The sequence below is a fragment of the Chryseobacterium cupriresistens genome (assembly GCF_046614675.1).
Classification (GTDB): Bacteria; Bacteroidota; Bacteroidia; order Flavobacteriales; family Weeksellaceae; genus Chryseobacterium; species Chryseobacterium cupriresistens.
Map to the genome: position 1 here is coordinate 236245 of NZ_JBKKJT010000003.1, position 21466 is coordinate 257710.

General features: G+C 37.3%; 16 protein-coding genes. 11 read left to right on the forward strand and 5 right to left on the reverse strand.

The genetic code is table 11. The annotated features are described in order from the left end of the window. The first annotated feature begins 57 nt into the window (after positions 1 to 57). The 4 genes from ACLI50_RS10005 to lysS all read left to right on the forward strand — a co-directional run bounded on the left by ACLI50_RS10005 (position 58) and on the right by lysS (position 3456). A complete protein-coding gene (locus ACLI50_RS10005) occupies positions 58 to 270 on the forward strand; it encodes a hypothetical protein (RefSeq protein ID WP_411413677.1) in 213 nt (70 codons plus the stop codon). Beyond that, positions 270 to 644 (forward strand): c-type cytochrome, encoded by a 375-nt coding sequence (locus ACLI50_RS10010; RefSeq protein ID WP_330745748.1) that lies wholly within the window; start codon positions 270 to 272, stop codon positions 642 to 644. Before ACLI50_RS10005 ends, ACLI50_RS10010 begins: the two co-directional genes overlap by 1 nt. A gap of 3 nt (positions 645 to 647) precedes the next feature. After that, positions 648 to 1577 carry a 23S rRNA (adenine(1618)-N(6))-methyltransferase RlmF gene (gene rlmF / locus ACLI50_RS10015; RefSeq protein WP_411413678.1) on the forward strand — a complete coding sequence of 310 codons (930 nt, stop codon included), beginning with the start codon at positions 648 to 650 and terminating at the stop codon, positions 1575 to 1577. Between the two features lie 181 nt (positions 1578 to 1758). Then, on the forward strand, positions 1759 to 3456 hold the full coding sequence (gene lysS, locus ACLI50_RS10020; RefSeq protein ID WP_411413679.1) for a lysine--tRNA ligase: 1698 nt from the start codon (positions 1759 to 1761) through the stop codon (positions 3454 to 3456). A 36-nt stretch (positions 3457 to 3492) separates the two neighbouring features. Here the strand turns inward: lysS and ACLI50_RS10025 are convergent, their stop codons facing one another. The 3 genes from ACLI50_RS10025 to ACLI50_RS10035 are packed head-to-tail and all read right to left on the reverse strand — an operon-like array spanning position 3493 to position 6357. Next, a complete protein-coding gene (locus ACLI50_RS10025; RefSeq protein WP_411413680.1) occupies positions 3493 to 4008 on the reverse strand; it encodes a ClbS/DfsB family four-helix bundle protein in 516 nt (171 codons plus the stop codon). Between the two features lie 4 nt (positions 4009 to 4012). Further along, positions 4013 to 5017 (reverse strand): cytochrome d ubiquinol oxidase subunit II, encoded by a 1005-nt coding sequence (locus ACLI50_RS10030; protein ID WP_411413681.1) that lies wholly within the window; start codon positions 5015 to 5017, stop codon positions 4013 to 4015. Then, on the reverse strand, positions 5014 to 6357 hold the full coding sequence (locus ACLI50_RS10035) for a cytochrome ubiquinol oxidase subunit I (protein WP_227943934.1): 1344 nt from the start codon (positions 6355 to 6357) through the stop codon (positions 5014 to 5016). Before ACLI50_RS10035 ends, ACLI50_RS10030 begins: the two co-directional genes overlap by 4 nt. 234 nt (positions 6358 to 6591) lie before the next feature. Between ACLI50_RS10035 and gyrB the strand changes: the two genes are divergently transcribed. The 6 genes from gyrB (at position 6592) to ACLI50_RS10065 (ending at position 15071) form a co-directional block, all read left to right on the forward strand. Next, on the forward strand, positions 6592 to 8526 hold the full coding sequence (gene gyrB, locus ACLI50_RS10040; protein WP_227943933.1) for a DNA topoisomerase (ATP-hydrolyzing) subunit B: 1935 nt from the start codon (positions 6592 to 6594) through the stop codon (positions 8524 to 8526). 81 nt (positions 8527 to 8607) lie between these two features. Next, on the forward strand, positions 8608 to 9030 hold the full coding sequence (locus ACLI50_RS10045) for a DUF5684 domain-containing protein (protein ID WP_047432171.1): 423 nt from the start codon (positions 8608 to 8610) through the stop codon (positions 9028 to 9030). A 399-nt stretch (positions 9031 to 9429) separates the two neighbouring features. Then, entirely contained in the window at positions 9430 to 11322 is a 1893-nt protein-coding gene (locus ACLI50_RS10050; protein WP_411413682.1) for a DUF3858 domain-containing protein, read from the forward strand. 2 nt (positions 11323 to 11324) lie between these two features. Continuing rightward, a complete protein-coding gene (locus ACLI50_RS10055; protein ID WP_411413683.1) occupies positions 11325 to 13259 on the forward strand; it encodes a transglutaminase-like domain-containing protein in 1935 nt (644 codons plus the stop codon). 92 nt (positions 13260 to 13351) lie between these two features. Next, on the forward strand, positions 13352 to 14176 hold the full coding sequence (locus ACLI50_RS10060) for an RsiV family protein (protein ID WP_202844045.1): 825 nt from the start codon (positions 13352 to 13354) through the stop codon (positions 14174 to 14176). A gap of 43 nt (positions 14177 to 14219) precedes the next feature. Next, positions 14220 to 15071: a diacylglycerol/lipid kinase family protein gene (locus tag ACLI50_RS10065; protein ID WP_110009412.1), complete on the forward strand. Its 852-nt coding sequence runs from the start codon at positions 14220 to 14222 to the stop codon at positions 15069 to 15071. Positions 15072 to 15236: 165 nt separating this feature from the next. Here the strand turns inward: ACLI50_RS10065 and ACLI50_RS10070 are convergent, their stop codons facing one another. Both ACLI50_RS10070 and ggt read right to left on the reverse strand, forming a co-directional pair. Next, on the reverse strand, positions 15237 to 16517 hold the full coding sequence (locus ACLI50_RS10070) for a dicarboxylate/amino acid:cation symporter (protein WP_411413684.1): 1281 nt from the start codon (positions 16515 to 16517) through the stop codon (positions 15237 to 15239). A gap of 168 nt (positions 16518 to 16685) precedes the next feature. Next, positions 16686 to 18374, reverse strand: coding sequence for a gamma-glutamyltransferase (gene ggt, locus ACLI50_RS10075; RefSeq protein WP_202844036.1), 1689 nt, complete (start codon positions 18372 to 18374; stop codon positions 16686 to 16688). 233 nt (positions 18375 to 18607) lie between these two features. Between ggt and ACLI50_RS10080 the strand changes: the two genes are divergently transcribed. Next, positions 18608 to 21460, forward strand: coding sequence for a TonB-dependent receptor plug domain-containing protein (locus ACLI50_RS10080; RefSeq protein ID WP_411413685.1), 2853 nt, complete (start codon positions 18608 to 18610; stop codon positions 21458 to 21460). Positions 21461 to 21466 lie beyond the last annotated feature (6 nt).

Genomic DNA, 21466 nt, shown 5'->3' on the forward strand with positions numbered 1-21466 from the left:
ATTTGTCATAAGTTTAAAAGTTTATTTTTTATATTTTTGCTTCCAAATTAGAAAAAAATGAAAAAAGTATTAGCAATCGCATTTATCGGAGGTTTATTATTGGCAAGCTGCAAAAAGAAGCCAGATCACTCTTTACAGGATAGCAACACAATGCTTGAGGAACCGGAAGCAACTACAGTGGTAGATTCTACTGCTAAAACTGCTGCTCCAGCTGCTGCAACTCCGGCTGCCCCTGAAGCTGCTAAAACAGATTCTACAGCGAAGAAATAATGAAAAAAATACTTTTGGCAGGAACACTGGGTCTAATGATCATTTCCTGTTCTAAAAAAGAAAATACAGCAGAAGTGGCATCTTCTTCTGAAACTACAGCTGTTTCAGAATCTGCTCAGTCTCATCTTTCCGGTGATCAGATCATGGAAACATTGGACTGCTCAGGCTGCCACTCTGTGAATGAGAGAATGATAGGACCTTCTTATCAGGAAATTGCAGGAAAGTACTCTGAAAAGGATACTGAACTGCTGGCTTCCAAAATTATAGAAGGCGGAAGTGGAGTATGGGGAAGTGTCCCTATGGCTGCCCATCCCCAGGTATCTAAAGAAGATGCCAAAAAAATGGTGGAATATATTTTAAGTCAGAAGAAATAAAATATGCCTGCTGAAAAATCCAGTCTGCACACAAGAAATCTGCATCGTAATCCCTACGATTTTGATCAGCTTATTTCTTGTGTGCCGGAACTGAAACACTATGTTTTTACGAATGCCTATCAGACGGCAACCATTAATTTCAGCATTCCACAGGCTGTAAAACTGCTCAACAAAGCCTTACTCTTACATTTCTACAACATTAAAGGCTGGGACATTCCTGACACCAATCTTTGTCCACCGATCCCGGGAAGGGCAGACTATGTACATTATATTGCCGATCTATTAGGTGAACCACTTAATAAAATTCCCACAGGAAATTCTGTAAAAGGATTAGACATAGGAACAGGTGCGAATCTCGTGTATCCTTTAATCAGCTGCAAATCTTATGGCTGGACCATGCTGGGAACGGATATCAACCAGGATTCTTTAAAAAATGCTCAGCATATTTTAGATCAGAACCCGGATCTTTTAACTATTATTCAGTTGAAAAGCCAGCCTGATGCTGATCATATTTTTACGAATATTATAGGTTCTGACGACAGATTCACTTTTACCATGTGTAATCCTCCTTTTCATGATTCCGAAGAATCTGCCTTGAAAGGGAATATCAGAAAAACAAAAAACCTCCATCAATCAAAGAAAACAAAACCTCTTCTTAACTTCAGCGGTCAGCAGTCTGAACTTTGGTGTGAAGGTGGTGAACTTGCTTTTATTACTAAAATGATCAATGAAAGCACATTGTTTTCATCACAGGTTCTTTGGTTCACGTGTCTGGTTTCCAAAAAAGACAATCTCAATAAACTCAACAATCTTTTAAAGAAAGTAAATGCTGTAGAGGTGAAAACCATCGATATGGCTCAGGGACAAAAAGTAAGCAGAATGCTGGCGTGGACGTTTATTCCTCGAAAAGACAGAAAAAGCTGGTTGATTTAAAATTCAAAGTTTAAAGTTCAAAGTTTAATGTTATAGCACAATCATTCAAATCTTTGATCTCTAAACACGTATCCCGAACCCCAATACCCCGCATCTTTACCACTTTTTAAAATTTCTTAAAAAAGCCATTGACGGTCATGTCAAAAATGCCTAAATTTGTACGCTTTTAGAAAAATAAGAAATGCAATTATCAGAACAAGAAATCATTAGAAGAGAAAAGCTGAATAAGCTTACTGAAATGGGGATTAATGCGTTCCCTGCGGATGAGTATACAATTACAGATACTACAGAATCTATAAAACAGGATTTTTCTGAAAGTAAACAGGTGAAGATCGCTGGTAGATTGATGTCCCGCAGAATTCAAGGAAAGGCTTCTTTTGCAGAATTGCAGGATTCTAAAGGAAAAATCCAGGTTTACTTCAACAGAGACGAGATCTGTCCCGGTGAAGATAAAGAACTGTATAATGAAGTATACAAACACCTTCTGGATATTGGAGATATTATCGGTATTGAGGGGGAATTGTTTACTACTCAGGTAGGAGAGAAGACGGTTTTAGTGAAAAACTTTACGCTTCTTACAAAGGCTTTACGCCCGCTGCCTCAGGCTAAAACTGATGAAAACGGAGTAGTACACGATGGTTTTACAGATCCTGAATTAAGATACAGACAGCGTTACGTAGATTTAACGGTAAACCCACAGGTAAAAGAAATTTTCGTGAAAAGAACAAAATTGTTCAATGCCATGAGAACATTCTTTAATGATGCAGGGTATTTTGAAGTGGAAACACCAATTCTACAGTCAATTCCTGGTGGAGCAGCAGCTAAACCGTTTATCACGCACCACAATGCGCTGGATATTCCATTATATTTAAGAATTGCCAACGAATTATATCTGAAAAGACTGATCGTAGGTGGTTTTGACGGAGTATACGAGTTCTCTAAAAACTTCAGAAATGAAGGAATGGACAGAACTCACAACCCTGAGTTTACCGCTATGGAAATCTATGTAGCTTACAAAGATTATAACTGGATGATGGATTTCACTGAGAAATTACTGGAATTCTGTGCTATCCAGGTAAACGGAACTACAAAAGCTACATTCGGGGAACATGAAGTAGATTTCAAAGCTCCTTATCCAAGAGTTTCCATGACAGAAGCGATCCTGAAGTTTACAGGCTTCGATATTACCGGAAAAACTGAGCAGGAATTATATGATTTCGCCAAGTCTATCGGTATCGAAGTAAATGAGACGATGGGTAAAGGAAAATTAATCGATGAGATCTTCGGTGAGAAATGTGAAGGAAACTTCATTCAGCCAACTTTCATTACGGATTATCCGATCGAAATGTCTCCACTGACAAAGAAACACAGAAGCAAAGAAGGTTTAACAGAGCGTTTTGAATTAATGGTATGCGGTAAAGAAATCGCTAATGCATATTCAGAGCTTAATGATCCTATCGATCAGAGAGAACGTTTTGAAGCACAGATGGCGTTATCTGAAAGAGGAGATGATGAAGCGATGTTCATCGATCAGGACTTCTTAAGAGCGCTGGAATACGGTATGCCACCAACTTCAGGATTAGGAATCGGTATGGACAGATTAATTATGTTCTTAACGAATAATGCCTCAATCCAGGAAGTATTATTCTTCCCTCAGATGAGACCTGAAAAAGCAGTTCCACAAATTGAATTAGGAGAGGATGAAAAAGTAATCCTTGAAATCCTTAATTCTCAGGAAGAGCCAATGGCTTTGGCTGAAGTAAAAGAAAGAAGCCAGTTATCCGGTAAAAAATGGGATAAAGCTTCCAAGAATTTAACAAAAAACAATATTGTGAAAGTGGAGAAGATTGATGAAAATCTTTTGATGAAACTGGCTTAAGATTTCTCAGAAAACATAAATAAAAAAGGTACAGTGCTATGCTGTACCTTTTTCTTTTTTCCATTTCCGAAGCTGTGCCCTGAAGTTTTTAAACGGAGCCACGGTATTGATATGAATCCATCTCCAGACCGGCCATTGGGCGGGAGTAGTTGCCCATTTTCTTTTGCCAGGAATAAATAGTATATCATCATCAAGGCTTTCTATCCAGTTGATAATTTCATCCACCTGATTTCGAAGCAGTTCTCTTTGTTCTTGTAAAGTATGAGAACCATATTGATTATAAAAAGACTGGTACAATCCTCCCAGGTTATTCCATTTGTATTCAGGAGTGGGAGTTTTTACTTCAATTCCTTTGCTTTCATCAGATTCCCATTGTAAAAGGAGGTGAGTCCAACCCAATTGATAGGAAATATTTTGTGATGGAGTTTTATCAACTCCCGGCTGCAAAAGATCTTTGTCCTCTTCTTTGATATCATTAAATTCCTGATCATAGAGAAGATATCTTTTCTTTAGCTCTTCAATGAGTTCTGTTTTGTCTTTATAAGTCTGCATATATTTATTTTCTTAACTTACTGAAAGAAGCCATCAGATAAAATAAGAAAGGAAGAATAAATAGTGATCCCAGCATCAATGCCCATCCCAATGCAGCGATAGTTTTTTCAGGAGCCATATGTTCCAGTAATGAAAGATGCTGTCCGTTTCCTAATAAAATAATATCCGGATTATGCTGATACGTTGCCGCTACTAAAATCATCACCATCTGGAATCCTGCTAAAGCACGTACGGGAAGTAGTTTTTGACGGTTCATCGCTCTTAGAATAAGCAACAAGGCAATGGTGGCAAAAGCAATCGCCATAATACCCAAAGGTTTAGAAAATACCCACATCAAAAGAGGAATGTCTGAAATATAAGCGGTTGCGAATACCAGTATTCCGGTTATCACAACAAAGATCATGGTCTGCTTGGATTTTCTTATCATTAACAAAAGATCGGCCTTATCACGGGTTTCTCTTAATGAAAATATAGATGCAAGATAAGCACAAAGGGCTACCGTAAATAAGCCCACAGAAACCCCAAACCAGTTCAGCCAGCTGAATACATACAAATCCAGAAAACCTACAGCATCAGGATTGATAGAATGTGAAACTGTTGCAGCAGCAATTAACCCTAAAAAGAAAGGTGTTAAAAGGCTTGCGTAGTAGAAAATATGAGTGTATAAAACCTGCCAATTGTCTTTCACAGCATCATAATGCCTGAACGTAAAAGCTGTTCCCCTTGCAATAATTCCTAAAAGCATTAAGACTAAAGGAATGTGAAGATAAGTAGACATAGTGGTATAAATCTCCGGAAAGCCAACAAAAAGGATAACGATGGCAATAATCAGCCACATGTGATTGGCTTCCCAAACAGGAGCAATAGATTCATACATAATCTCATGGGTTTTATGGCGGGCTTTTTTATTGGTGAACATTTCTACAATACCTGCTCCAAAGTCAGCTCCTCCCAGAATAATATAAAGACAGATGGATAGCCAGAGAAAACCTATTACAATGTAAATCATGATTTTTTGTTTTTATCGTTAAACTGAGCATCGGTAGGATCGTAAAGCTTCGGTACCATTTGAATCTGTCTCTTTAAAAGGAAAACAAGGATCAATGATAATGATACGAAAATAGCCGTAAAGAAATAGAATGAATACTGTATTCCCGGCATAGGAGTTACCGCATCTGCTGTCCTCATAATTCCATAAATAATCCAGGGCTGTCTTCCTACTTCTGTTACCGTCCATCCCGCTTCCAGAGCAATATATCCAAAAGGTGTTGCGATTAAAAAGGTTTTTAATAACCAGTTTTTATTCAGCCATTCTTTTTTGAAGAAGAAGGCATATAAATAGACAGCTCCGATAACAATCATCACCACACCGAAGAAAATCATAATCTGAAAAGCATAATGAACCACAGCAATCGGAGGCCATTCATCTCTAGGGAAATCCTTAAGACCTTTTACTTCAGAATTAAAATCATTACTTACCAGAAAACTCAACACTTTTGGAATTTTCACCGCATATTTTACTTCTTCTTTTTCTTCGTCAGGAATTCCGCCAATTACGAATGAAGCACCTTTTTCAGTTTCAAAGTGAGCTTCCATGGCAGCCAGCTTGATCGGTTGTCTTTCCGCAACAGATTTAGCTGCAACATCACCACTTAGAGGCGCACCGAATGCTCCGATCAAGGCAAAACCTACGGCAATTCTAAAAGCTTTGGTGTGAAATTCAATATTTCTTTTTCGCATAATCATAAAAGCGTGTACTCCTGCTACAGCAAATCCTGTTGCACAAAATGCAGCAACCGTCATGTGAAGAGCCTGTGGAAACCACGCATCATTGAACATCGCTTTGATAGGATCTATATTAAGATACTGTCCATTGATATAATCGAAACCAGTGGGAGAGTTCATCCAGGAATTGGCCGCTACTACAAGAATCCCGGAAGCCAGCCCGCTTACTCCAACAAGAAAACCACAGAACCAGTGAAACCATTTATTGAATCTTTCCCATCCATATAAAAAGAAACCAATGGCAATCGCTTCGATGAAAAAGGCTGTTCCTTCCAGAGAAAAAGGCATCCCGAAAATCGGACCTGCATGTTTCATAAAACCTGGCCATAGAAGCCCAAGTTCAAAAGAAAGCATTGTTCCTGAAACGGCTCCCGTTGCAAAAAGGATAGCCACACCTTTACTCCATGCTTTTGTAAGTCCTTTATATACCTCGTTATTGGTTTTCAGATATTTCCAATGGGCAAAAGCCATCAGAAAAGGCATCACCATACCCACACAGGAGAATATGATATGAAAGCCCAGAGAGAGTGCCATCTGAGCGCGTGCTGCGATAAAATCATCCATAATTTCAACTTTTCAGATAATAAATTTAAGCATAAATTATTGATGTTGAATATGATTTACAACAGTTGCTATCTCATCAATACATTTTAATTTTGTTTCTTTTACCGGCTCACTAATCCTTATGTTTTTCTAAAGAAAACTCCACATTTTTTTGACACTTTTTAACTTTCATACCTCGAAAAAAATCACGATATTTGTGAGTCTTTGCATATAGCAGGATTTTTAATTTTTAATATGAGTCAAAAACAATATACAGCTAGTAGTATTCAGGCATTGGAAGGAATGGAACACGTTCGTATGCGTCCTTCAATGTACATTGGTGATGTAGGAGTCAGAGGACTTCACCACTTGGTTTATGAAGTAGTAGATAACTCTATTGACGAGGCATTGGCAGGGTACTGCGACACGATCTTCGTTAGCATCAAGGAAGGAAACGGAATTGAGGTAAGTGATAACGGTAGAGGTATCCCGGTTGATTTCCACGAAAAAGAGCAGAAATCTGCCCTTGAAGTGGTAATGACAAAAATTGGAGCCGGAGGTAAGTTTGACAAAGACTCTTATAAGGTTTCAGGAGGTCTTCACGGAGTTGGGGTTTCGTGTGTGAATGCCCTTTCCAATGAGATGATCACTACGGTTTACAGAGACGGAAACGTTTACCAGCAGATTTATTCAAGAGGAAAAGCCCAGACAGGTGTTGAGGAGATTGGTCACAGCGAAAAAAGAGGTACCAAGCAGTTTTTCCAGCCGGATGATACCATCTTTACAGAACTAATTTATAATTACGATACATTAGCAAGCCGTTTAAGAGAGCTTTCTTATCTTAATAAAGGAATTACCATTACTTTAACGGATGAAAGAGAAAAACTGGAAGACGGATCTTTCCGTTCAGAAGTTTTTCATTCTGAAGGCGGATTAAAAGAATTCGTTGCTTATATTGATGGCAACCGTGAATCTATCATGGAGCATGTGATCTTCATGGAAGGAGAAAGAGACGATATTCCTGTAGAAGTGGCAATGCGTTACAACACTTCTTTCAACGAAAATCTTCACTCTTACGTCAACAACATCAACACTCATGAAGGAGGAACTCACCTTGCAGGTTTCAGACGTGCTTTGACGAGAACCCTTAAAAAATATGCTGATGATTTAGGAATTCCACAGAAAGAGAAAGTAGAAGTTACAGGAGATGATTTCCGTGAAGGATTAACAGCTGTAGTTTCTGTAAAAGTAATGGAACCTCAGTTTGAAGGACAGACTAAAACAAAATTAGGAAACTCTGAAGTTTCCGGGGCTGTAGATAAAATTGTAGGGGAAATGCTTACCAATTTCCTTGAAGAGAACCCAAATGAAGCGAAACAGATCGTTCAGAAGGTGGTTTTGGCTGCAAAAGCAAGACAGGCCGCTAAGAAAGCCCGTGAAATGGTTCAGAGAAAATCTCCGATGGGAGGTTCCGGTCTTCCAGGGAAATTATCAGACTGTTCATCAAAAGATCCGGCAGAATCTGAAATCTTCCTTGTAGAGGGAGATTCCGCAGGGGGTACGGCTAAACAGGGAAGAGACAGACACTTCCAGGCTATCCTTCCGTTAAGAGGTAAAATTCTGAACGTAGAGAAATCTATGCTTCACAAAGTATATGATAACGAAGAGATCAGAAATATCTATACTGCTCTTGGGGTTTCTGTAGGTACTGAGGAAGACAGCAAAGCATTGAACCTGGCAAAATTAAGATACCACAAGATCGTTATCATGACCGATGCCGATATTGACGGATCTCACATTTCAACACTGATTCTTACTTTCTTCTTCAGATATATGAAGGAACTTATTGAGAATGGTTATATCTATATCGCTCAACCGCCTTTATACCTTTTAAAGAAAGGAAATAAAAAAGTGTATGCTTATAACGAAAAAGAGCGTGAGGAATTTACTTTAGAAATGTCTCCGGACGGAAAAGGAGTAGAGGTACAACGTTACAAAGGTCTTGGAGAGATGAACCCTGAACAGTTGTGGGAAACTACATTGAATCCTGAACACAGAATTCTGAAGCAGGTAACCATTGATAATGCAGTGGAAGCAGACAGTATTTTCTCAATGCTGATGGGAGATGAAGTTCCGCCAAGAAGAGAATTTATCGAGAAAAATGCGAAATATGCAAAAATTGATGCATAAACCTTTTTAAAAATATAATAAAAAAGCTTCTGATTATTTAGAAGCTTTTTTTATATTTGGATAAACCAAAAAAACAATAATATGTTAACTCTTTTACAAACAGATCCTTACAACGGAGCAGATGCGGCTTCTGGTGCAGTTGCTGCAGGATTAGGGATCGGAACAATGTTCTTCGGACTGCTTTGCTATATATTCTATGGATACTGCATGTACAAAATCTTCCAGAAAGCAGGAAGACAAGATGCCTGGGCTGCCTTTATTCCTATTTACAACACGATCGTATTACTGGAAATTGTGAAAAAGCCGATTTGGTGGATCATTCTTTTCTTTATTCCATTGGTAAACATTTATGCATGCTGGGTGGTATATGACAGACTTGCCAAAGGCTTTGCGAAAGAAACACCTCTGTACACTATTCTGATTCTCCTTTTCGGATTTATTTTTATTCCTGTATTGGGATTGGGAAGTGATCGTTTTGACAGTAAACTGGTCCCGAATGATTAAATAGAAAGAAAAAAATTAAAAGACTTCATTGCTGAAGTCTTTTTTTTATTAATCATCGATAGGATTGTAGAATTAATTGTACTTCCCGTTATTATTAATTCTACAGTATTTGAATCATATGGATTGTAAATTATTATAAATTTGAGTACAGACAATTTGAAGTTTATCCCTTCATGTTACAGAATATATATTCTTATTTCAATATAGAATGAATATAAATATTCTGTTTTAACTTTTCAGAAATAAGCAATGAAAAGTTGATAATGTGTTCATTGCCTTATAGGTACATTTAAAACAGTACTTTTTTAAGTATTAGGTTGAAGGCTTCACATGTTGGAGCCTTTTATATTTTTTTAACAGTTATTAAGATTTTATTATTTTTGTACCATCTTAATAACTATGATGAAAATATTAGTCCTCGGGGCATTATCTACCGCCTCATTATATTTCGCACAGAGCTATCCTGCCTCTGCCATTCCTGAGAATTTAAAGAAAAATGCGAGTGCTGTAATCCGAAAAGAATTTACAACCGTTCAGATCAATAAAATCGATGAAATAAAATATCAGAAAAATAAGATAATTACAGTCTTAAATAAAGACGGTGACGATGAGGCAGTAGCTTACATCCCTTATGATAAATCAAAAAGTATTTCAAACATAAAACTTACGATTTACGATGAGGCCGGCAAAAAAATTAAAAGTGTTTCAAAATCTGATTTTAAAGACGTAGCGAACAATCCTCAGGGAGTTTTTTATTCTGATAACAGGATATTGGTTTATTCATATACACCGGTGCAATATCCTTATACTATTGATTTTTCCTATGAAGCTGAAGATGAAGACACTGTTTTTATCCCGGATTTTGTACCTTTTACTTCTACTAAAATATCTCTTGAAGAAGCACAGTTTAAAATCGTTAACACTTCTGGAATAGAACTCAGATCTAAAATTTACCCTTCAAAATACAATTATACCTCTGTGATAGAAAGCGGTAGTGGAAATGATAAAACCTATTCATACAAAAATGTACCTGCTATTGACGATGCTTTTATGATTCCAGAGCCTGTTAAAATCTTACCTGCGGTCAACTTTACACTTACAAAATTCAGCCTTGCAGGAAAACAGGGAACTTTGAATAACTGGACAGATTTCGGAACCTGGATTTACAATGATCTTTTGGTACCTGTTTCTGCATCTACTCCTGCTATTAAAGCTGAGGTAGCCTCTTTACAATTACAGGGATCTGTAGAAGATAAAGTAAAGAAAATTTATCAGTACATGCAGAACAAAAGCCGATATATTGCTGTGGCTTTGGGAATAGGTGGATGGCAGCCTATGATGCCGGATGAGGTTCAGAAAAAAGGCTATGGAGATTGCAAGGGGCTTACGAATTATATGAAAGTTCTTCTGAATGAAGCAGGGATTCCTTCCAACTATTGTATTATTACCTCCAGTCGGTCACAGGTTTCTTTTGATCCCGAATTTCCTTCTATGGGAGGAAATCATATTATTCTTATGGTTCCAACAGAAAAAGGAAATATATGGCTTGAAAATACCTCTCAGCAAATTGCTTTTAACCATTTAAATTACAGTACTACCGACAGAAATGTACTTGCTGTGACTCCGAAAGGAATCGAACTGATCAATACACCGGTGTATAAAGCTGAACAGAATAAAGAAAAACAAACATTGAGAGTTAATCTTAATGAGGATAACAGTATTATCGGCACCGGTAACTTTTCTTATACCGGAAATCAATATGATGATAATCTGAGATTTGCCAACCTTAATCCTAAAGAAAAGAATGATGCAGTTAAAGAAAGATTTAATATCCTGAACTTTGAAAAAGTTGAAATGAAAAATTTTAATAACGACAGAGACAATGCCGTTATTACCTATGATCTGGACTTTAAAACCAACAATTTCTCTAAAAAAGCAGGAAACAGCCTATTGTTCCGATCTGTGCCTATTTTTAATGATGCAGTCTTTAAAACTGATGAAAACCGTGAGCTTCCTTTTGAAGTAGGCATGTCTTATGAGGATGAATATGAAATTGCTTTTGTTCTTCCTTTAGGATATAAAGTTGATGAAACTCCGGATAACTCAAGCATTACTTCCGAGTTCGGATCTTATAAGCTAAGCTTTGTTAAAAGTGATGATCAGGTAAAAGTGATCAGAAAAATACAGATTAATAAAGGGCTGTATCCAAAGGAAAAGTACAATGACTATATCAGTTTCAGAAAAAAGATCCTGAATATGGATAATTCAAAAATTTTAATAACAAAAATATAGCCATGAAAAAAATAATAGTATTGCTTCTTTGCTCAGCCGGCACAATACTGGTAAATGCTCAGAAGAAATATGAATTTCTGAATCCTCCGAAATTTAATGATGCAGATTTATCTAAAACCAAATCATTACTGGATGAAAATGCTCCTGCAGAGATCTTGTATAAATCTGCTTATTTTATGATCGATAACAATACCGGTAATCTGCATAAAAAATATTTTTACAGAGTTAAGATTTATGATAAAGATAAAGCTGAAGATTGGCTGAATCTCGAAATCCCTATCTATAATATCGGTTCAAACAGAGAATCACTAGGTAAATTCAAGGCTTTTACCTATAATCTTGAAAATGGAAATTCTGTTCCTATAAAAGTAGAAAAGAGTTCTCAATATAAAAGCAAAGAGAATAAATATGTTACTCTCACAAAATTTGCATTCCCAGGTGTGAAAAATGGATCAATCCTGGAGTATCAATATGAAATTGTATCTCCGTTCAGATTTATGATTCCTGAAGTATTGATAGAATCCGACACGCCTTCTCTGAATACAGAATACGTTTTTGATACTCCGATTAATATGTCATATAACGTAAATTATACAGGGGGAATTACTCCTAAGTACAGAGAGATGGAGGAAAGATACCTATATGGTGCACAATACAGAACCTACAGATTTGCTTATGAAAATCTGAAAGGCTTTAAAACTGAAAAATTTGTAAGAAATGACAGAAACTTCAGAACAAAAATCAGTGCTGAGCTGAATTCTACAAATTTCGGAGAGCTTAAGCTGTATTCTTCCTCATGGGATCAGATTGGAAAGAGATTGTATGAAAGTGAAGATTTTGGAGGAGAACTGAAAAGAACAAAACTGGCAAAAGAAAATATGCCGGCAGGAATTTCAGAAATGAAAACGGATCTTGAAAAGGCAAATGCTATTTTTTCCTATGTTCAAAAGACCTTTACCTGGAATAAAGATAAAGGAATCTACACAGAAGATGGCATCAGGAAACTGTTGGAAACTAAAGTTGGGAACGCTGCAGAAATCAGTCTTTTTCTTGTTATGATGCTTCGTGAAGCAGGTCTTAAAGCTGATCCGTTGGTAATTTCTACGGTGGAAAACGGGTTAATCAACTTGGTTTCGCCTAATATTTCCAATATGAATTTTGTATTAGCAGCTATCAGTATCGATGACCAGCTGCATATCTATGACGCCACCTCAAAACAATCTTCTCTGGATGAAATTCCTCTTAAAAACTGGAATCAATATGGAATTTTAGTCACCAAAGACAAGACTCTTCTGATTCAAATGGCCAATGTGAAGTCAAGTAATACTTTCCTTACAGTCAATGGTAAAATCAATGATGACGGAAGTATTTCAGGAACGTATTCTGACAGAGATACAGGCGCCTACGCAATGTATGTAAAAGACAGCTATGACGATAATGCCGAGAAATACAAAAAACAGTACAAGGAAAACTTCTCCATGGACTTTACGGATATCGATTCAAAAGTCCTGGAAAATGGCGACTTTGAAAGCAGTATGAAATTCTCTTCTCCCAACCTGATTGACAGAGTAGGAAAGAAAATGATCATTAATCCTATGCTGTTTTTAAACAAAAGTTCCAATGAATTTGATCAGACGGAAGTAAGACAATATCCTATCGATTTTGGATCACCGATCACGAAAGTAAAAAAAGTAACTCTTGAAATTCCGGAAGGATATGTGATTGAGGAAATGCCTAAAGAAAAAAAGATTGTTACAGAAGATAAAGAAATAGAATATACCTATTCTATCGTACAAAAAGGAAATAAGCTGGAGGTAACGACCACCACAAAAATTAACAGTTCAGATTATCCGAAAGAGTACTATCCTGCATTTAAACAAATTTGGGGCGTCGCTTCAAAATTTGAAAACCAGGTAATCAGTCTTGTTAAAAAGTAATGTCTGACGTGATCTGAGTAAAAAAATATTTTTTTTTCCAAAACCATTCATCTTTTGAATGGTTTTTGTATATATACTCAAAAAAATAAATTATGAAAAATACGATTGCTGTTATAGCATTATCTTCTTTCCTGGTAGTTACGGCCTGTAAAAAAAATGAAAAGGCAGGGCAAGCAGAAAAAACAGAAAATAAAGCGACTGAAGAATTTGTAGTGGACTCTGTGAAAGTCAATGATTCTACAAAAATTACAGACTCCTTAAAAGTGAGTTACACTTCAAAACTGTTGGTTTTCCCTTCTTTAAAAGATAAAAAACTACTGGACAGCATCTATTTCCAGAATGAAAAAATTAAAGACTTTTCCAAAGCAGGTCTTCAGGCTTATCTGGACAATGAAAAAAATAGTTATTTCAATTCTGTAAAAAATGATAATAAAGACTGGGCTTCAGATGTCACTTATGCTCAAAACTGGTATTCAAGCTCACACATGAACCTTATTTCCAATACCAACGGTTATATGCATATCCAATATGTGGGAAGCGGATATGAAGGTGGAGCACATGATAATTACGGATTTTCCGAAAGGGTTTTTGATCTGAAAAACAGCAAAAAATTAGAATTGAAAGACATTACTTCAATGCCTAAAAATAAAATTGAAGCCATTCTGATGAAGAATATCGATAAAATGAATAGTGGTACGATGGATGGTGACGGAGAAGTGAAAAACTCAGAAATGCTTTTAGTGGATAAAATTCCGGCATCTGATAACTTTTATTTTGATGATAAAAACCTGTATTTTCACTACAGTCCCTATGAAATTGCTGCTTTTGCTGCCGGAGATATTACCATTCCTGTTTCGTGGGAAGATCTGAAAGGTACATTAAATACAGAATTTAAAGAAAGAATGAAAATTAAGTAAATTAATGCTTCCAGTTTTGGAAGCATTTTTTAATTTTGCGGTAATGGACAAAGTAGCTTTTATTATCAATCCTTTTTCGGCCAAAAAAAACTATCAGCCGTTTTTGAACGAACTTAAAGCAAAGGTTAACAATCCTCTGTATTATGTTTCAGAATCTATTCCCGGGACAGATGAATTTATCCAGTCTCACTTCGGAAAGGTAGATATTTTTGTGGCAATAGGAGGGGATGGTACCATTTCTACAGTAGCCAGGAACCTTATTAATACAGAGAAAATTCTCGCAATTTTCCCCGCAGGTTCAGGAAACGGTTTTTCTAATGAAACACAATTCAGTAAAAATCTCGACGAACTTTTAGAAAAAATAAAAGCAAAAAATTCCAGAAAGATCGATACATTTACCGTGAACGACAGGCTTTCCATCAATGTTTCGGGAACAGGTTTTGACGGTAAAGTAGTTAAAGAGTTTGAAAAAACAAGTCGTGGATTCAAAAACTATATCAAAGTTTCTCTGAAAACCTTCTTCAATTACAAACCGATCAAAGTGAAGTTTTTTGATGAGGAATATCAGCAGTATAACGGCAGATATCTGATGATGAACATCGCCAATACCCGGCAGTTTGGTAACAACGCCTATATTGCACCAAAAGCCAGTAAAAGTGACGGATTGGTTGATATGGTTTTGGTGAAAAAGTTTCCTTTAACGTATTCTGCGCTGTTTGCTTTCAGAATGTTTACCAAAAGGCTGAAAGATGATGAATACGTAACCTATCTTCCGGTCTCTGAAATATCATTTAAAGTCAATACCAAAAACTGGCATCTTGACGGTGAATTCAATAAGATAAAATCACCAATTCATGTTAAAGTACAGCCTTCAAGTTTGAATATTTTGATTTAAAGCCAGTCACTGGTGTGGGTTAATCTGTTTCGGGTTTACCAGTTGCTGGTTGTTTTGTTGTGAGTTCGGTTTATTTCGAGTTACGTTTTACACACAACCTTAAACCTTGAACCTTGAATTCTATCCCTATTCCCTGCAACCTAAAACCTGCCATCTGCCACCTGTCTACACTTCCAGTTTCTTTTCCACTTCAGCCGGATGTTCCAGACAGTATTGAAGTTGCTTTTTATCAAGTTGTTTTTCCCAGTTGGCCACTACAACTGTAGCTACAGAATTTCCAATAACATTGGTTAAAGCTCTGCATTCGCTCATGAACTTATCAATTCCAAGAATTAAAGTCATTCCTGCAATCGGAATTTCAGGAACTACGGCCAATGTTGCTGCAAGCGTAACAAACCCGGCACCTGTGACACCAGCTGCGCCTTTTGAACTTAACATGGCTACCAAAAGAAGCATCAGTTGCTTTTCGAGAGGAAGATGAATATTTAATGCCTGTGCAATAAAGAGAGAGGCCAGTGTCATATAAATATTTGTTCCGTCAAGATTGAAAGAATATCCGGTAGGAACTACAAGGCCTACAATAGCCCGTGAGCAGCCGGCTTTTTCAAGTTTTTCCATAATTCCCGGTAGGGCAGACTCTGAAGAGCTTGTGCCCAGAACGAGAAGAAGCTCCTCCTTAAGATAAAAAAGAAGTTTGAAAATATTAAATCCGTTATACCATGCCACCGCTCCCAGTACCAGGACCACAAAAAGGATAGACGTAATATAAAAGGTACCTACCAGGAATATAAGATTCAGTACAGAATGAAGTCCATATTTTCCGATGGTAAAGGCCATAGCACCGAAAGCTCCTATCGGGGCAAGTTTCATGAGCATATGGACGATTTTAAATACCGGAGTCGACAAATCCTGTAGAAAATCAGTTACTTTCTGGCTCTTTTCTTTTGTTAAAACCAAAGCAACTCCCATTAAAATAGCAACCAGAAGAACCTGCAGGATATTATCACCCACCAAAGGACTGAATAATGTCTCCGGAATAATATTCATAATAAAACCCGTAAGAGTAGATTCATGAGCTTTTGCCTGGTATTGTGAAACATCGCCCGAAAGGGTAGCAGGATCAATGTTCAAACCATGTCCCGGCTGCAGAATATTTCCTACCACTAATCCGATGATAAGAGCAAGGGTTGAAAAGGTAAAAAAATAGATCATTGCCTTGATTGCAATTCTGCCTACTTTTTTCAAATCGGTCATATGGGCAATCCCTAAAGTAAGGGTTATGAAAATTACCGGAGCGATAATCATTTTTACCAATTTGATGAATCCATCCCCCAATGGTTTCATCTTTTCTCCCAATTCAGGGTAAAATTTTCCAAGAAGAATACCCGCAATGATGGCGATAATCACCTGGAAATAAAGCTGATGGTGTATTTTTTTTGCTTTCAAAGAACAGTCGTTTTGTTTTTTTAAGGGCGAAAATTAAGAAAATTTATCTGAAAACATGACAAAAGTCATTCAAAAGAATCTGTTGACCTTGTTTTATAAATTAATTAAAAAGTCATGGCTTCATTCGAAGAATGAAGCCATGACTCTATTTATATATTAATATGTAGTTTATTCCACTGCTACAGAATCATCTCCACGGCCGTCTGCTACTGCGTGAATATTTCCGTTTTCATCAAGAACAATCATTTCTGTTTTTCCGATGTACTTCGTCTTTTCAATGACGTAATTCTTGCTTTTCAGTTCAGAAATAGTACTTTCCGGAAAATTATTTTCAACCGTTATGGTTTCAGGAAGCCACTGGTGATGGAATTTTGGTGCATTGACCGACATATTCGCATTTAGCTTAAAATCAACCACATTCACAATGGATTGGTATACTGAAGTCGGTATTGTAGTGCCTCCGGGAGTTCCCACAACCATAAAAGGTTTTCCATTCTTAAGAATAATCGTTGGCGTCATTGAAGAAAGCATTCTCTTGTTGGGCTGTATTGAATTGGCCTCTCCACCCACAGCTCCGAACATATTCGGTACTCCGGGTTTGATTGAAAAGTCATCCATTTCATTATTTAAAAAGAATCCTGCTCCCGTAACTAAAACTTTACTTCCGTAATATCCGTTAAGAGTCGTGGTTACAGAAGCTGCATTTCCATCCTTATCCAATACGGAAATATGTGTGGTCTGCATTGATTCTTTCGGTTGTGCTATGATTTTACCGACTTCTGCACTTGGTGTTGCTTTGTCAAAACTAAAACTTTTCCATCTCCCTTTCAGATAATCATCAGAGATCAGGTAAGAGGTCTTGTCCTGAATAAAATCCGGGTCACCCATATATTCAGCTCTGTCTGCGAACGCTCTTCTTTCTGCTTCAGCCATAATCTGAACTGCTTTTGTTGAGTTCTGCTGATATTTTTCAAGGTTTTCAAAACTGGCCATTCTGAGCATCTGGGCAAGTAGCACTCCGCCGCTTGATGGTAAAGGCATGGTGACAACATCGTTTCCTTTGTAATCAAATTCCAATGCTTTTCTCTCAGCAACTTTATAGTTTTTAAGATCTTCCAATGTGATGATTCCGTTCCCTCTTTTCATTTCAGCAACTAAAAGTTCAGCTGTTTTTCCTTCATAAAAACCTTTAGCTCCCTGTTTCTGGATCAGTTTCAAAGTTTCAGCTAAATCTTTTTGAACCAATAGATCTCCGGCTTTCCATGGGGTATCTTTTACAAAAATGATGGAAGATTTATTATGTTTCTGGAATTTTTCTCTTTGGTTATTCAGCATTTCTGCCTCTTTGTCTGTGATGGCAAATCCTTTTTCAGCAAGATCAATGGCGGGCTGAATAATCTTTTCCATAGGAAGTTTACAGTATTTCAACGTAGCAAAAAATCCTGCTACACTTCCCGGGATGCCTACTGCAAGTCTGCCGTTCTGGGATAAATCTGTATCTGCCTTTCCTTTTTTATCAATATACATATCACGGGAAGCCTTTTTCGGAGCTGTTTCCCTGTAATCCAGTGTGAATTTTTCACCATTATTCTTTACACCTACGAGAAATCCTCCGCCACCGATGTTTCCGGCCTGCGGATACACTACAGCAAGGGCATATTGTGTTGCGGTAACAGCATCGTAGGCATTTCCGCCCATCTTTAAGATTTTGGCTCCTGCTTCACTGGCTAACGGATGTGCAGAGACTACAACACCTTTCTTTTTTACCTGTACTTCTTTGATAATATTGATGTCAGTAAATTGTGCCCAGCTGAGCTGTGCAGCCAAAAGCATCGAAGCAATTAAAATCTTCTTCATATGATTGTTTTTTCTTACAACAAAATTATTGATTTTTTTGTGTAAATGGTTGTTTTTATTATGAATATGAAAATTATACTTTACTTTTTGTATTTGTTAATATTTTTTAAATTTTATTTTGTTTATGTGTTTATTTATTTAATTTTATTGTATAATATTTAATTAATTTGGATTTTTTATGATATTATTTTCATTTTTTAAAATTTGAATCATTACATTTGAAAAAAAAATACATGAAAAAAAATTACCAGAAAATTATCTTTTTGGGAACCTTGGTCTTTGTGTCAGCCAGCCTAAATGCACAAACGAAAGATTCTATAAAAGTAAAGGCAGTAGATGAAGTTAAAATTACTGTAGGATCCAGAAATAAAAGCCGAGTTGCAACTGATACTCCTGTTCCTGTGGATGTTATCAATATTGGATCACAATCTGTGCTAAGTCCGCAAACCGATCTTAATCAGATCTTAAACTATGCTGCGCCGTCTTTTACTTCCAATTCAACAACTGTAGCAGATGGTACGGATCATGTTGATCCAGCTCAATTGAGAGGACTCGGGCCGGATCAGGTACTTGTTTTACTTAATGGAAAAAGAAGGCATACTTCATCACTGGTTAATATTAACGGTTCTCCGGGTAGAGGATCTGTAGGGACTGATCTGAATGCTATTCCTGCTTTTGCTATTGAAAGGCTGGAAGTATTGAGGGATGGGGCTTCAGCGCAGTATGGCTCTGATGCAATTGCCGGGGTTATTAATGTGATCATGAAAAAAAATACGAATGCATTTACCGCAGCAATTATGGGAGGTGGATTTAATTCGAAAGGAGCTAATGATCATACCGGAGGATGGGATGGAGAGAAATATCAGCTTGATCTTAATTACGGAACAAAAATTGGTAATAATGGGTTCGTCAATTTTACGGCAAGCTTTCTGAACAGAAATGATACCGGAAGAGCCAAGTCGGCGGCAGGTGATATTTTTAATGCATATAATGCTATTGAGCAAAGAGCGTTAGAAAAAGGAGTGAATATTTCCGCTCTTTTTGGAAATATCAATAACACTTCCAATACGCAGCAAATTATAGATTATATACATCAGTATGCTCCGCATGTCAATTATTTTACTGCAGCACAGCAGGCTGATATTCAGTCGGCAAATACAATTACAGCCCTGCAGAATCTACTGAAGGGTGATGTAACTGAAAATGAACTTGCCTACAGAGGGTTAACAAGAGACGACTTTAATATGAGGGTGGGGCAGTCCAGATTAGGATCCGGTCAGTTTTTTATGAACTCCGAATTTGATCTGTCCTCAACAATCCGGGGATATGCTTTTGGAGGAATCTCCTACAGAGCGGGAAATGCAGCTGGGTTTTACAGAAGGCCCAATCAAAACAGAACTTCAACGTCAATATATCCTAATGGTTTTTTACCGGAAATTGCTTCTGATGTTATAGATCTCTCTTTTGCAGCAGGGTTTAAAGGAAAATTAGGAAATATTAATTATGATCTCAGTAACACTTTCGGAAGCAATACTTTTGACTATACAATAAAAAATACAGCCAATGCATCCATGCTGTATCCTGGTAAAAGAGAGTTTAATGCTGGTGGCTTGGGATTCTCTCAAAATACCATCAATGCAGATTTCGATACAAAGTTAGACTGGTTAAAAGGATTTAATATTGCCTTTGGAGGAGAAATGAGGTTTGAAAAATACAAAATAGAAAATGGCGAAGAAGCTTCATGGGCTCTTTATGATATTAATGGGAAGATTCAGAATCCTGCAACAGCTGCTGCGCTAAAGCCTACTGATTTTTTTGGAAACACAAGGCCCGGAGGAGCTCAGGTATTCCCTGGTTTTCGTCCTGAAAATGCTTTAAATAAAGGGAGGCAGTCTGTAGCAGCTTATGTGGATACGGAGCTGGATGTTACGGATAAATGGTTGGTGAGTGCTGCTTTGAGATATGAAAACTATTCAGACTTTGGTTCTACATTCAACTATAAGCTGGCAACAAGATATAAGCTGACGGATCATATCAATCTCCGGGCGGCACATTCCACGGGATTCAGAGCTCCATCTTTACAGCAGATTTATTTTAATGCTACAGCGACACAGTTTGTGGGCGGAACAGCATATGAAGTAGGCACGTTTTCTAATGATTCCGATGTAGCACATATTCTTGGAATTCCACAATTGAAACAGGAAGAGTCGGTGAGTTATTCTGCCGGTTTTACGGCTAAGATTCCACAGGCGAATCTTACATTCACAGTAGACGGTTATTACATTAAGATTAAAAACAGGGTGGTCTTAACAGATCAGTTTTCAAGACCGACGGGAACCTATCCGGCGGGAAGTGATCTTGCTAAATTACAGACTGCCTTTGATAAGGCCAATGCAAATGCTGCCACTTTCTTCGCAAATGCGATTGATACTCAGACTAAGGGTATTGAAGGGGTGATTTCACATAAAGCAAGGTTTTCTCAGTCGGTAGCTTTGAATTCTGATTTTGCAGTTACGGTGTCAAAGACGAACAGGATAGGCGATATACATGGTTCTGATATTTTAATCAATGCAGGGCAGATCAACAGGTATTATTCGGAATCCAGCCGTGTTTACCTTGAAGAAGCTATTCCAAGGTTTAAAGCTTCCCTGAATAATGCTCTGGAGATTAATAAATTCAGTGTGCTGCTAAGAAATGTTTATTTCGGGAAAGTTACCGACCCTAATACGATGGATGCTAACGGGGACGGAATCGTAAGCGGAGAAATCATTAACGGCCAGGCTGTCGCTACTGAACATCCGGTTTGGGGAGGAAAAATAATTACCGACCTGTCTGTTGGATATAATTTTAATAAAAACTTTAAACTGACAATCGGGGCGAATAATTTGTTTGATATTTATCCTGATAAAAACTACGGCCCGGCAACGGTAAAAACTCCTTCTCTGGATGCTTCCGGTAACCTTGTGTATGTTAATACGTCTACTATCGATCTGTCTAATCAGAATCAGTTTGTATACTCGAGAAATGTTTCTCAGTTCGGGATGAACGGCAGATTTCTTTTTGCCAGAGTAAATCTTACTTTTTAATTACAA

What these genes read in the sequence shown, in the direction of transcription:
- ACLI50_RS10065 (WP_110009412.1), top strand. Translation starts at nt 14,220, where the DNA reads ATGGACAAAGTAGCTTTTATTATCAATCCTTTTTCGGCCAAAAAAAAC.
- ACLI50_RS10060 (WP_202844045.1), top strand. Translation starts at nt 13,352, where the DNA reads ATGAAAAATACGATTGCTGTTATAGCATTATCTTCTTTCCTGGTAGTT.
- rlmF (WP_411413678.1), top strand. Translation starts at nt 648, where the DNA reads ATGCCTGCTGAAAAATCCAGTCTGCACACAAGAAATCTGCATCGTAAT.
- lysS (WP_411413679.1), top strand. Translation starts at nt 1,759, where the DNA reads ATGCAATTATCAGAACAAGAAATCATTAGAAGAGAAAAGCTGAATAAG.
- ACLI50_RS10050 (WP_411413682.1), top strand. Translation starts at nt 9,430, where the DNA reads ATGATGAAAATATTAGTCCTCGGGGCATTATCTACCGCCTCATTATAT.
- ACLI50_RS10055 (WP_411413683.1), top strand. Translation starts at nt 11,325, where the DNA reads ATGAAAAAAATAATAGTATTGCTTCTTTGCTCAGCCGGCACAATACTG.
- ACLI50_RS10025 (WP_411413680.1), bottom strand. Translation starts at nt 4,008, where the DNA reads ATGCAGACTTATAAAGACAAAACAGAACTCATTGAAGAGCTAAAGAAA.
- ACLI50_RS10030 (WP_411413681.1), bottom strand. Translation starts at nt 5,017, where the DNA reads ATGATTTACATTGTAATAGGTTTTCTCTGGCTATCCATCTGTCTTTAT.
- ACLI50_RS10080 (WP_411413685.1), top strand. Translation starts at nt 18,608, where the DNA reads ATGAAAAAAAATTACCAGAAAATTATCTTTTTGGGAACCTTGGTCTTT.
- ACLI50_RS10045 (WP_047432171.1), top strand. Translation starts at nt 8,608, where the DNA reads ATGTTAACTCTTTTACAAACAGATCCTTACAACGGAGCAGATGCGGCT.
- ACLI50_RS10010 (WP_330745748.1), top strand. Translation starts at nt 270, where the DNA reads ATGAAAAAAATACTTTTGGCAGGAACACTGGGTCTAATGATCATTTCC.
- gyrB (WP_227943933.1), top strand. Translation starts at nt 6,592, where the DNA reads ATGAGTCAAAAACAATATACAGCTAGTAGTATTCAGGCATTGGAAGGA.
- ggt (WP_202844036.1), bottom strand. Translation starts at nt 18,374, where the DNA reads ATGAAGAAGATTTTAATTGCTTCGATGCTTTTGGCTGCACAGCTCAGC.
- ACLI50_RS10035 (WP_227943934.1), bottom strand. Translation starts at nt 6,357, where the DNA reads ATGGATGATTTTATCGCAGCACGCGCTCAGATGGCACTCTCTCTGGGC.
- ACLI50_RS10005 (WP_411413677.1), top strand. Translation starts at nt 58, where the DNA reads ATGAAAAAAGTATTAGCAATCGCATTTATCGGAGGTTTATTATTGGCA.